The sequence below is a fragment of the Pseudomonas sp. PvP100 genome (assembly GCF_017833055.1).
GTDB classification, from domain to species: Bacteria; Pseudomonadota; Gammaproteobacteria; order Pseudomonadales; family Pseudomonadaceae; genus Aquipseudomonas; species Aquipseudomonas syringae.
In genome coordinates this window covers 5939225-5951668 of the sequence record NZ_JAFIBO010000001.1, presented here as the reverse complement: position 1 = coordinate 5951668, position 12444 = coordinate 5939225, and the positions used below count along the sequence as shown (strand labels likewise).

Genomic DNA, 12444 nt, shown 5'->3' with positions numbered 1-12444 from the left:
AATCCCTGTTGACCAACAGAAAACTCATCCTTATACTTCGCCGCCATTGAGCCCTGATGGCGGAATTGGTAGACGCGGCGGATTCAAAATCCGTTTTCGAAAGAAGTGGGAGTTCGATTCTCCCTCGGGGCACCACCAAATTGAAGAAAGACCTTGATTTTCAAGGTCTTTTTTTTCGTCTGGCGTAAATTTGGCGTAAGCACGTTTCATACTACCGAGCAATCTCAGCCTGATCAGCCCCGCAGCCATCCCCCATCACGCCGGCGACCGGGTGCTCGGTGACTACAGATCAAGGACATTGCGGAATGGACTACAAAAAACTCGGCCTGATTTTCTCATCGATAATCCTGCCAATCGTACTCTTCGTCGTCAGCCCTTTGTGGGGCTCCTTGTTCACTGATAAAAAAGAGCTCAGCTATAAGACCCTTTCTAAGCGCGACATATCTACCAGCAGCTCGTTATCTGAACAGTGGCCTGATATTCAGATCTCATATCTTGGAAAAGATGTAAGCAAAGGATCCTTTTTAACGATCGCCATTGTAAATACTGGTAAAATACCTATCAAAAGCGAAGACTTTGAACGCCCTATCACGATCCATTTATCGAATAGCGCTTCTGTTATTTCATCTAAGGTTGTCGAACTCAACCCTACAAACCTTGAAGTCAAAATTCGTGCAACAGATGAAGGCATATCAATTGAAAAACTGCTTTTAAATCCCGACGATGGCTTTGCAATTCAAATATTTTCAAGCGCACCTTTAAAAGTTTTGGACGTCACTACACGAGCTTCTGGACTTTCAAAGCTCGTAGAGCTAATACCGGAAGATCGCAGTGGTTTCTACGTAAAGTACTCATCGCTACTCGATATGGGTAAAACTCTGGAACAAAATATTTTCGTTATTCCGCTGCCTGTAACCATTTTATTTACATTAATCTTGGAAATAGTTTTCCTATTTAACTTATTAAACTCTCTCCTCTCCACTACCAAATTAGGCAAAGCGATCTATGGTTGCTTCAGCGCAGCACTTTACGTATTGACGCTTGGCGGACTTAAAATGACTATAATTTATATTCGAGACTATACTGACTCCAATAAATACGCACTAGTCACGCTGCTTGTTGTTGTAGTATCACTCATCGGGTGGTTAGCTGCGATCCTAAGAAAACGACTCAACCTAACATAGTAGTGGCAGAGCGCACTGCCGCACTCGGGTGACTCCAGTAACTCTAATTATCTGTGACGCCTTAAGGGCGCACAGAACGAATTAATCAATCGTCTTAGCTTAATCACATTTCACAGTCCAAAGTTGATCCAGTCTTGTCGTATAGCTTTGGCTCAACATGTCTCGCCGCATTGCCCATTCTGGCTCCGCAGGTACACTTCCAGATCGAAGAGTCCCCCTCCCCCAGCGCGTATTGATCTGATCCAGCACGCCCATAACCTTCTCGGCCGCGACCGGCTGCGAGGCCGCGAAAAGATCATCTGTAAACTCACCTGGCTGACGAAGATCCAGTAGCAGCACCTCCGCTTTGCTGTACTTGAAGCCCGGCCGGAACAGGCGACTGACAGCCTCGGTCGCAGCTTTCGTCATCAAGCGCACGTCATTTGTGGGATACGGCAGTTCGACCAGCGCGCCATTGGCGTACTTGGCTTCTTCAGGGTTAAACATGCCAGTGCGGATGCTGACCCGGATCTTCTTGCATAGGGAACTCTGGGAGCGAAGCTTCTCCGCAGCACGTTGCATGTAGGTGGCCACCGCTTCCTTGATTGGCTCAATCGCAGTCAGCCGCTGACCAAACATCCGGCTGCAGCAGATCTCCTGCTTGGGAGGCGCGGCCTCGCCCAGCCCCAGGCATGAAGTACCGGCCAACTCACGAGCCGTCTTTTCAATGACAACACTGAACCGGTCGCGCAAGGTACGAGGATCGGCGTTGGCCAGGTCCATTGCGGTGCAGATGTTCATGGCTTCCAGGTGTGCTTTCATCTTCCTGCCTACACCCCAAACCTCGGACACTGCCGTGTTGCGCAGCACCCAGTTCCGTTTGTGCAGATCGCAGATATCAACGACCCCGCCTGTTTGAGCGAGGAGACGCTTGGCTGTGTGATTCGCAAGTTTGGCCAGGGTTTTCGTCGGTGCGATGCCGACCCCTACAGGTATGCCCGTGCACTTGAGAACGGAAGCCCGTATGCGACGACCGAGTGCTGTGAGATCCCCAGGGATACCGGTCAAGTCCGCGAACGCTTCGTCGATACTGTAAACCTCAGTGGCGGGCACCATGGACTCGATGATCGACATCACGCGCTCGCTCATGTCGCCGTAAAGCGCGTAGTTGCTGCTGAACACCTTGATGCCATTGCGGCGCAGCACATCTTTTATCTGGAAATACGGAGCCCCCATTTTCACAAATGGCTTGGCGTCGTAGCTGCGGGCGATAACGCATCCGTCGTTGTTGCTAAGGACCACGATAGGGGTCTTTTCCAAGTCAGGACGGAAGACGCGCTCGCAGCTCGCATAAAAGCAGTTGCAGTCAATCAGCGCGAAAACCGACTCACGCTTTTCCATGACGGCGCATGCTGTAATTCACCACGCCCCAAATGACCAGGTTGTCACCTTCCAGAATATGCCGAGCTGGATATGCGGCATTTTCAGACTGGAGCTTGACGACGCCATCCATCATGAAGAGCCGTTTGCAGATCGGCTCAGAGTTATTCAGCGCCGCAACGACAATCTCCCCGTGCTCTGCGTCTCGGCTGCGGTCGACGACGATCAAATCCCTATCGAAAATGCCAGCGCCTATCATGCTGTCACCGAGGATTTTCGCAAGGTACACATGGGGCGCACGAACCTCAGCCATTTCATCCAGTGAGACGTGCTTCTCAATGTAATCGACAGCGGGCGAAGCAAATCCTGCAGGCACCTGGAATGAGTAAAGTGGGAGCTTGATGCCACCTTCAGACAAAGGGCCGAGAATAACTACGCTCATGTGGGAAACCTTTCGATTGAGATTGCTGTATGCATATACAGTTAACTCTTCAGCCCGCGTGCGGTCAATCGTATAGGCAGGCATTTTCGACGAGTGACATTACGGGTGACATCATGTGCGGACGCTACTCGATCTACGAATCCATGGACCATTACCTCAAAGAGCTTGCGCCAGAGCAGATGGTGATCAATGGCTATGACCTTTGGCCGATAGAGCGATACAACGTCGCACCGACCACCCGCGTAGAGATCATTCGACCGACGGAGGCCGGACTCAGTGTCGACAAGGTTCGCTGGGGATGGGCTCCTTTCTGGGCACAGGGTAAACGCCCCGCACCAATCAATGCACGAGTGGAAACCGTCATGACAGGTAAGTTTTTCAAGGAGCTTTGGCCGAACGGCCGTGCTCTTGCACCTGCAAACGGCTGGTTTGAATGGGTAAAAGATCCGTCGGCCCCAAAAAAGAAGCAGCCGTACTTCATCCGCCTCAAAAGCCAGAGACCTATGTTCTTTGCAGCTCTTGCCCAGGTTCATCCAGGTCTTGAGCCCCACGAGGGCGACGGATTCGTGATCATAACCGCCGCCAGTGATCAGGGGATGGTCGACATCCATGACAGACGACCTTTAGTGCTCAGTCCGGAGCTGGCCCGCGAGTGGACGGACTCGTCAATTGACCCCGCGCGCGCAGCCGAAATTGCTCGGGAGTGTTGCACGCCAGTTGACGAATTCGAGTGGTACAAGGTTGGCAAGGCTGTGGGCAACGTGCGGAATCAAGGGCAGGATCTCATTTGTCCTGACAGCGACGCGGCCTAAATGAAACGGACTATTTGCAGTTAAATCGGCGGGCGCTGGTTTAAACCGGGCTGGCAGTCGGTGGGCTCCGTAAGCTAGGCTAAGCACTTCATTTTTTAAAGCAGGAAGCTGATATGTCTTTTGACGCATTTATGCAGGTGGACGGTGTAGAGGGCGAATCTCTTGATGATGGCCACAAGGGCTGGGTAGAGCTGCTGTCCTATCATTACGACGCGGTGCAGTCGATCAGTACAACTGCTTCTTCTAGCGGTGGCGCGACTGCAGGGGGCGTGACCCTCGGCGACTTTAGAGTGAGTAAATATATAGATAGAGCGACACCAAAACTGTTTGAACTTTGTTGCCGTGGCTCGCACATCAAAAAAGTAACTATTCGTGTACACCGTGCAGGTACGGAAAAATTTAAATATTTAGACATCGTTCTTGAGGAAGTCTTGATATCAACCGTCAGCGGTAATGGCGCGGAGCATGCCGGTTTCCCCGTAGAAATGATCACACTCAACTATGGTCGTATAAAATTCGAATATTCTCAGCAACGGCGTGCTGATGGGGGAAATGCTGGTATCGTCTCAGGGGGATGGGACCGGACCGCAAACAAACCATTTGCGTAATCCAAAACATTAGAAGTTCAGCGGTCATGCTTAACAGATAAAAGCCCGCTCAAAGGAAAGGCGGGCTTCGGAGTTACCTGAACAGCACTAAAGTAGCACCAAGCAAAATAACTGTAACTATTGCTTCTTTTCGAGAAAAGAAAAAGAAAATAGCCAACTGCACAACGATAGATATAGTTACGATCAAGCCCCGAAAAACCGCTCTATCATTAGACTCATCGTGAATCGGTAAGGATAAATTATCAGGTGATGGCGCGAGTCCAGGTGGTGAAGCGAGCATACTAGGATCCATCCAATCATATTCAGACCCCTGAAAGAGTACATACATTAGCAGACAGAAAAAAAATATACCGTACAAAAAAATTCGCAAAAATACACTTTTAATTTTCATATTCATCACATCGTAAGCTGTTTGAGGTGAGACCAAGAATTGACGATAAAATTACCGTAACTCAGATCTTTTTTAAGCTCATCTAAAGACCGACTTGTACCCCAATTATACCGAGCACCGATAATTCGTACCTCCTCCATTCCAATGGTAGAAAAATGATCATAATCAGCAAGCATACGTAGGTGCTTTGCCGCAATATCGATATTATAAATATCAGTTTCAATACAGTTAGCCAAACTCCGAAGCTGACTAATATTCATCTCATCGGGATTCATCCCCAAAGTAACAGCTGCTGTGCGAAGCTGGATGCTCACCCAACCAAAACTGGTTTTAAGTGGGGGGCTAGTAATTAGATGTGGCCGATTACCCAAACGGTCAAAAGCTCTAACTTCAAAGCCAAGCCTGTCCACAAAATTTGGGTCGCCGCCAACCTCAATCCAACATACGCCAGCCAACAATTCAATAGGAAGAGAATACTTGGCCGCCGCCGCCTTTATATATAATTTATTATGAATCAGCCAAGCATCTTTAAATCGTTGCAAATAACCGGGGCCGCCGCCTAGACGCTCCGGCCATGCTTTCCAAATGACTACATCAAGCAGGGTCCAAGTGGGGCTGTTGTTTGACTCTGGCGTGCAAAATTCGTCCATATGTTCATCCATGACCTGCTTGCAAAACCACACTCTAACATTAACCTTCGCCGTAAGTGCAGTCACTAGTGGCCAGCCTCGGACAAAAATCAGAATAACCCTCCCAGCGCAGCAGGCTCCCAATTCATGATAATCAGCTCACCACTGACATCAGCCTTTCCCTGTCTCTGGTTGGCCGTGCTGTAGCGAATGTCCACTGTCTCAAAATGAAAACCGTCAAACACTCCTCGGATATCAGGATGGTCGTTGATGCTGACCATCACCTTCCCTTTGCACGTCCGCATGAAATCAGCCATGCGCTCGTAGTTCTCAAACGGAAAATCCACACCATACCCAGCCGTCTGCCAGTACGGCGGGTCCATGTAGTGGAACGTGTGAGGCCGGTCGTAGCGCTCGGCACATTCGAGCCACGGCAGATTCTCCACGTACGTACCTGACAACCGCTGCCAGGCCGCAGAAAGATTCTCCTCGATTCTCAGCAGGTTGATAGCTGGTCCCGTCGTGGCGGTCCCGAACGTCTGGCCGCTGACCTTGCCCGCGAAGGCATGGTGCTGCAGGTAGAAGAACCGGGCGGCGCGCTGGATGTCGGTGAGGGTTTCGGGGCGGGTCATCTTCTGCCACTCAAACACCTGGCGCGAGCTGAGTGCCCATTTGAACTGGCGGACGAATTCTTCAAGGTGGTTTTGGACGACGCGATACAGCGTCACCAGATCTCCGTTGATGTCGTTCAAGACTTCAACGGGAGCGGCTTGGGGACGCATGAAGTAGAGGGCCGCACCGCCAGCGAACACTTCGACGTAGCATTCATGGGGTGGGAAAAGCGGGATGAGGCGGTCGGCCAGGCGGCGTTTGCCGCCCATCCAAGGGACGATGGGTGTGGACATAAATAGCAAGACCTTTACTGTATATATAAACAGGTGCTAGGCTCGCTCCGCTTTGTGCACGAAGCGGGAGCCTTGGCTGGACTTGCAGGGGTAATCTGCGGGAACAGTGACCAGTCGCGATGTTGGCGCATCTCGACTGGTCGCTCTTTTTCAATCTGCTGCGTTATCTCTTCAGCTCAATCAGACCAGTACCTTCAGGGCCCGCTCGTAAAGCGCCTGACGGTCGGCAAGGCCATTTGTGCCACCGTTGATCCGCTTGGTAATTGTCAGGAAGTCGCCTCTATCTGCGAAGGTATTAAGCCCAGCACGGTGCCAGAACCAAGCAGCTGACATGGCGGCATGCTCCGGACGCTCGAGGAGTTCAGGTTGCTGTAGCAGATCCAGGCCCAATGCCTCGCCGCACTCCGCGTAGTTCGCCCGTCCGGTAATTTGAATAAGCCCCCTGCCCCGATATAACTGACCGTCGCCGTCGTCCTCTGGCGTGTTGCCCAAGCGTTCGGCGAGCCGTCCGGTATCGTATTTTTCGAGGTAGGCATCACTGCCTAATTCCCGCACGTAACGAAGCTGGCCAGACTCATGGCCCACCTGCGCCAGGAAGGCCGCCATACGCAGCTTCGTGACGATGCCATATTTGCTCATCGCAACGTTTAAGACAGGAACAAAAACGCCAGCTCGGGAGCTGGCGTTGGGGAGGATCTGCAGCAATTGCTGCACAGTAATCGACATTCAGATATCTCCTGAATAGGGGTGATTTGTGATGGAGGTAATGGTCAGAGCTGCACGACCTTGACTGGTTTTTTCTCTTTCTTTTTGCCTTTGGCTTTTGCCTTGCCCTTGTTGCCACCATTGCACTCGGCCGTGGTGGACCAGCCAGCTTGGGTAAATACCTGTTCGACCGAATCGGTCAGGTACTCGCCATCAAGCCCCTCCTTGAACCCCTGCACGCTGATCATGCGCTCCGCGAAAAGGTCAGTACGCCCGACCATTTCAAGACGGATGCCTGCAGTGCTGCGATTGAAAGCAGCGAGACGCGCTTTCGCGGCCTGCTCAGCTGCAGATTTGTTGGGGTAGATATGCCGGTCGGTATGAACGGGAGGGAGACCATCCGGGGCCGTGTCGTTATTGAGGGTCACGATCTGGAGCTTCCCGGTCTTTTTGTCCTGATGCTTCGTTGACACGGCTTTGTGTGTCGAACGATCACCCAATCTGAACTGCCATCGACTGACGTCTTGGCGCGTGATGGCCAGAACGTCAAACGCTTTCCCGGACGCGCTGACTCCCTCTTGCCTGGGCATAACGAGCAACTTGCCGTCGGCGACCTTGGCCGTGCAGTCGTACTTTTTTGCCAGCCGTGTAATGAAGTGGTAATCCGACTCGTTGAGCTGGTCAGCACGTGGGACCTTTGTCGCTACGTTGCAGGCTGGAGCCCAGCCATTGCGTGCGGCAATGTCGCTGACAATCTTCGACAACGGCACATGCTCCCAGCTACCGCTGCGCGTGGTCTTACCACTTCCACGCATGCTGCTGGCCTTGCCTTTGATGACCATAGTGTCCGGAGGACCAGACACCTCGATCTCATCAATGGTGTACAGACCGATCTTGGTCAGCTTCTGGCCGTCATAGCCCAGATAAACCTCAACATCGGCCCCTCTCGATGGCAACGCCACTGCACCGTCGCGATCATCAATGCGAAGTTCGAATTCATCTGAGTCCATGTCGGGCTTGTCAGTGGTACGCAGCTGGATCAATCGGTCGTTGATGAGCGCCGTAATGTCGGTGCCGTCGGCAACGATCCGGAAAGTGGGTTTCATGCGCAGATACCAAAAGAAAGCCCCGCACTTGACGGGGCTGGGCAAAAGGAAAAATTCGTTACACGTAACGTCTAGGTCAGCCCCAGAGCATCACGGTTTCATCAGAGGATGCGGGAAGGTCCGGCAGAATGATTATCAGCCCCACCCGGAAGGGTTGAGCCTCATCGGCCAGGCCCTGATTGGCATCAAGCACGGCCTCCACAGAGCCGTTCAAATGGCCGTAATGGTTGAAACAAAGGGTATCGAGGATATCCCCGTCAGACGTTCTGCATATCGTCGCCATAGCGTGTGAACTCCAGCGTGAACGCCTGCTTGCGAGGGATACCCCCTTGCATCAGAGCGCTCTGATCTTCCTGAATTTTCTTCAAGCACCAGTTACCCAAAACTGCCCCATACCCCGTGGTTAGGGCCAGAGGCACGCCCAGACCCGCGATGCCACGCAAGGTATCGAGCTGTTTGATCCCGCCTTTGACGTTGGGGAATACCGCTCCCTTGAGCGTCAGTGACTCATCACCCAGACCGATGTTCTGCTGTGCCGGCCGACGCGTGAGACGCTCTTGCGACGCCCAGCGGAACTCACTGGAACGGCTCAGTTCGTCAAACGCAGCGGTGTCCAGATTGAAGTAGTACGGCTCGGCTTTCGCGTTTAGCGGCTGCAAGATCAGCAGATGTTCAAACGGTTTGACCGCTTCCACAGCCGGGGTTTTCTGCGCGGCAAATGACGAACTGGGCACCACGTTGGCCAGCGCGGGACTGATACTGCCAGCCACCTTGTTGATGGCCGTCCCGGCTTTTGCTGCCTGCTCTTTGAGCACTCCCAAGCGCTCGTCAATCTGCGTCGCCGCCCTTGATGCACGGCTGTACGTCGACACCACAGCTCCGACCTTCGCCTGGGCCGCATTGACACCCCGCATCACGCGTTGAAGCTTGGCCCCGATGGCGGGACCCACGATGGGCAGGCCCTCAAGCTCGGCGGTCGCACCACTGATTTCGCTGATCGCGCCATTGACCGGCGAGAGCATGCCGTCCAGATCGCGACGACCTGACTCGCCTGCAGCCACCAGGTACTTCATACCCGACTGCAGTTGTTCCATGTAAGCCATGTATCCCCCTACTCGACGTGCGGAGCATCAAACAGATTCGACCGTTGCGACTGCTGCGCCGAGTCACGCATAGCTCGCTGAATCATCGGCTCCAGATCTCGCATCAGTTGCTGCGGATCTTTCACATCACCTTGAACGGTCAGTGTTATTGGCGCATTTATCGAAACCTGCTGTTCGTACTTGGGTGTCGGCATCTTGGGTGCCTCGGGCTTGATGACAATCGGCGCGGTAGGACTCGCTGCAGGCTTTTCCGTCATGGCCCGACCTACATCCCCCATCAGCGGCCCGGTAGGAGCCAGCGCTGCAGCTGGTCCCCGAGCCATCAGTGGCACCCGGTCGTTATCGAAAGCCTTGGCCGTCGCACCCAGCGTGGGCACTACTGGGCCGGGCAGTGCGACCGGAACCGGAGGCGCAGCCAGCAACGACACCGGCTTGTTCTCTTTCTCCGGCGTGCCAAACAGCTCTTTGCCCAACAAGCCGCCGACCTCACCGCCGCCCCAAGACCCCAGGGCACCGCCAATGGCCGCGCCTATCGCCGTGCCTACGACCGGCAAAATCATTGTGCCAATCGCCGCACCCGCCGCCGCACCACCCCAGCCACCCAGTGCAGTGCCCGCAACCTCGGTAGCCCCTTCCAGTTTTTTCTCGATAGGGTCATCCGACTGATACAGCTCGACCGCTTTCAGGCCAGCGCTGATTACCGCTTCGCCAGGCAAAACCTTGGCCTTGCCTGCCATCTTGCCCAGTAAAGGCATAATGCTACGTTCAGCAGCCGCAGGAAGCGGCGGCACAGGGATGGGCATACGTGAGGCCGGACGAATACGAGGAGCATCGGTCGGACGCGGTGGCATCGGGCGAATACGCGATTCACCGGCCGGGCTTGGCGGTACCGGGCGGATGCGCGGCTCACCGGGCGGGCCTGGTGGTATCGGACGGATGCGCGGCTCACCGGGCGGGCTTGGTGGTACCGGGCGGATGCGCGGCTCACCGACCGGACGCGGCGGAAAAGGCCTGGTACGCGGTTCACCAGTTGGGCGCGGTGAAACGACGGGCGGACGAGACGCAGCGCCTGCACGACGACGCGCACGGGCTGATCGCCGTCCTCTACGTGATGTCTCGCGCTGGCCCGGCAAACCCGATCCCGCACCTATCTCCGAGGCGTTCACCACGAAGACGCGCTGCAGGCCGCCCCCTTCGCCAGAACCATTGGAGCCACCATCTGAATCGGCACCAGCCTCCAGCGTTTCGCGGTAAGCCTCTAACGCGGTGAACCCAACCCCGAGCAACCCTTTAGGCCTTTTGGTCTCACTGTCTGCATCAGCGCTTTTGGCCTCCGCGTCCTTGGCATCATCACCTTTGGCGTCATCCGGTTTGTCCTTGTCGACCAGCTTCGCACCTGCTTTGGACGCCACTGTCAGGCCAACGCCCAGCAGCGCAGCGACACGCGCTTTGCGCCCAGCGGCTGCAGCCCCAGGCGCGGCCCGTGCGGTACTGCCAACACCTGCAGCTTTTGAGTTGGTGACAAAAACTTGCTGGACCTTCCCAGCTCCGCCGCCGACCGCCCCTCTGGCAAGGTTCATCAGGCCCTTGCCGATTTTGAATGCACCGAAGGCTGACTTTGCAACCAGCAGAGCCCCGATAGCCCCCGTCAGTCCCATAGCCAGGTTCGGCATCTTGTCACTGACTGTGGTGATGCCTTGGGCAACGGTCGTCAAACCTTGAGCCACGGCATCGGTTGCCGGGCGGATCGCATCGCCCACGCTGCGCATGGCATCGTTGGCCGCCTGCGACAGCTCGGCCCACTTCTGCGACGAGCCTTCCCGGCGCTCGGCCAGGTTCTTGTCGAGAATGCCCGACGCGTTGCGGGACTGCGATTTCAGATCGTTGTACAGCTGCTTGTTCTGCAGGTACGCGGTAAGCGCCGCCTTGACCTGCATATCCGCAAAAATGTCGCCGGTTTTCAAAGCCTGCGACAGTGATTCCATCATGGCCTTGGCCTTGGCCGGATCTGTTTCCTTGCTGATTTTGGCCGTGGCGGCCGCCATTGCTTCGGCCTTTTTCGGGTCCGTCTTCTGGATGTACTGCTGGGCCAACGCCATGCTGGACTCCAGCGTGGACATACCTTTCTGCAGGCCGGTTTGCATCGAGCCTTCGTAATCGATACCGGCCTTTTTGTAGGCATCGACCGTATCCGAAGCACCGATTTTGCCCATCCAGTTTTTCAGGTTGTTGGCCGCCTCGTCAGAGCTGCCCGCCGTCTTCATCTGGACCTGCAGCATTGCACCGAGCTGCGTCACCGCGTCCATGCCGGTGATACCGATACTGCCCATGTTGGCCAGCAGTTCGGGAAACCACTTTGCCATGTCGGAGGCTTCGAAGCTGCCCGCCTGCCCTTGATAGGCGATGGCCTCCAGAGCCTGCTGCATTTCCTTGGCGTCGGTGATCTTGGCGTTTTGCCCCAGGGCGTTGATCATCTTCGCTGTGTCGGTCCCTTCGGAACCCTGACCGACCACGAATTTGGCGGCAACCGGCGCGTACTCCAGCGCCTTGCTCAGTTCCATACCGGCACCGACCAGCTGATTGACTACGTCAGCGACCTGATTGCGCTCCATGCCGGTATCACGGGCGGTCGTGATGATGGTTCGAGACATCTCCGCTTCTTGCGGTTTATTGGCAATGCCTGCCTTGATGGCGATGTCGCGAACAATCGCCCCGAAGTCCGCGCTGACTTTCGTCGGAATCGCCAAGGCTCCCGCCGCTACTACGGCCTGGCCAACCGAGCTTTTGACCGTCTCCCGGCCCTCGCTCATTTGCCGTCGGCCTTTGGCCTGCAACTCAGCAGAACGGGCCGTGCGCCCCATTTCCTTGTAGGCTTTGCTCAGCCGCCCGATTTCGACGCCCTGCGCTTTGAGGCTGTCGAGGTTTGAATTCAAACGTGACAGTAGCGCGGTCGCGCCGGCCTGCCCCGTTGCATGGGCTTTACGCCACTCATCGCGCAACTTGATCGTTTCGCCAATCGTGCTCTGCAGGACGCGAGCCTTGGCACCTTTGTCGTCCAGCGCCTTGATACGGCTCTCAACGTCCTTGAAGGCCTTGCCTACAGTTGCACTGACCGCGCCTCCGATGACAAGGCCCAGCTTCAAACTATCACTCATAGACCACCCGAGGCGTTCAAAGGGGGATCAATCCATGATCCACCA

The 12444-nt window shown here is 55.0% G+C and carries 13 protein-coding genes and 1 tRNA gene; 4 read left to right on the top strand and 10 right to left on the bottom strand.

The features are described from left to right. Window positions 1-50: 50 nt before the first annotated feature. Window positions 51-135: transfer RNA gene (locus JOE39_RS25970), tRNA-Leu, on the top strand. A gap of 170 nt (window positions 136-305) precedes the next feature. Next, entirely contained in the window at window positions 306-1184 is an 879-nt protein-coding gene (locus JOE39_RS25965; RefSeq protein WP_210078081.1) for a hypothetical protein, read from the top strand. Between the two features lie 99 nt (window positions 1185-1283). On the opposite strand, the gene umuC is transcribed toward JOE39_RS25965, so the two are convergent. After that, entirely contained in the window at window positions 1284-2564 is a 1281-nt protein-coding gene (umuC, locus tag JOE39_RS25960) for a translesion error-prone DNA polymerase V subunit UmuC (protein ID WP_210078083.1), read from the bottom strand. After that, a complete protein-coding gene (locus JOE39_RS25955; RefSeq protein ID WP_054988591.1) occupies window positions 2551-2985 on the bottom strand; it encodes a S24 family peptidase in 435 nt (144 codons plus the stop codon). Before JOE39_RS25955 ends, umuC begins: the two co-directional genes overlap by 14 nt. Before the next feature lie 113 nt (window positions 2986-3098). Here JOE39_RS25955 and JOE39_RS25950 point away from each other — a divergent pair, with 113 nt between their 5' ends. Beyond that, entirely contained in the window at window positions 3099-3797 is a 699-nt protein-coding gene (locus JOE39_RS25950) for an SOS response-associated peptidase family protein (protein ID WP_210078085.1), read from the top strand. Between the two features lie 113 nt (window positions 3798-3910). Beyond that, on the top strand, window positions 3911-4405 hold the full coding sequence (locus JOE39_RS25945; RefSeq protein WP_046719850.1) for a type VI secretion system tube protein Hcp: 495 nt from the start codon (window positions 3911-3913) through the stop codon (window positions 4403-4405). 73 nt (window positions 4406-4478) lie between these two features. Here JOE39_RS25945 and JOE39_RS26605 read toward each other — a convergent pair whose 3' ends face one another. From JOE39_RS26605 to JOE39_RS25910, 8 genes are all read right to left on the bottom strand, one after another. Then, window positions 4479-4802 carry a hypothetical protein gene (locus JOE39_RS26605; RefSeq protein WP_010425579.1) on the bottom strand — a complete coding sequence of 108 codons (324 nt, stop codon included), beginning with the start codon at window positions 4800-4802 and terminating at the stop codon, window positions 4479-4481. After that, window positions 4802-5446, bottom strand: coding sequence for a hypothetical protein (locus tag JOE39_RS25940; RefSeq protein WP_111522513.1), 645 nt, complete (start codon window positions 5444-5446; stop codon window positions 4802-4804). The genes JOE39_RS26605 and JOE39_RS25940 overlap by 1 nt, the downstream gene beginning before the upstream one ends. Before the next feature lie 89 nt (window positions 5447-5535). Continuing rightward, window positions 5536-6330, bottom strand: a complete 795-nt coding sequence (locus tag JOE39_RS25935; protein ID WP_210078087.1) for a DNA adenine methylase — start codon at window positions 6328-6330, stop codon at window positions 5536-5538. A gap of 180 nt (window positions 6331-6510) precedes the next feature. Beyond that, window positions 6511-7056, bottom strand: a complete 546-nt coding sequence (locus JOE39_RS25930; RefSeq protein ID WP_210078089.1) for a glycoside hydrolase family 19 protein — start codon at window positions 7054-7056, stop codon at window positions 6511-6513. 44 nt (window positions 7057-7100) lie between these two features. Beyond that, window positions 7101-8141, bottom strand: coding sequence for a contractile injection system protein, VgrG/Pvc8 family (locus tag JOE39_RS25925; protein WP_210078660.1), 1041 nt, complete (start codon window positions 8139-8141; stop codon window positions 7101-7103). 76 nt (window positions 8142-8217) lie between these two features. Beyond that, window positions 8218-8424: a tail protein X gene (locus JOE39_RS25920; protein WP_065088411.1), complete on the bottom strand. Its 207-nt coding sequence runs from the start codon at window positions 8422-8424 to the stop codon at window positions 8218-8220. Then, entirely contained in the window at window positions 8399-9244 is an 846-nt protein-coding gene (locus tag JOE39_RS25915; protein ID WP_065088410.1) for a phage tail protein, read from the bottom strand. The genes JOE39_RS25920 and JOE39_RS25915 overlap by 26 nt, the downstream gene beginning before the upstream one ends. Before the next feature lie 8 nt (window positions 9245-9252). Beyond that, the gene (locus JOE39_RS25910) at window positions 9253-12399 is read right to left on the bottom strand and encodes a phage tail tape measure protein (RefSeq protein ID WP_210078091.1); all 3147 of its coding nucleotides are present in this window, start codon (window positions 12397-12399) and stop codon (window positions 9253-9255) included. Window positions 12400-12444: the final 45 nt, after the last annotated feature.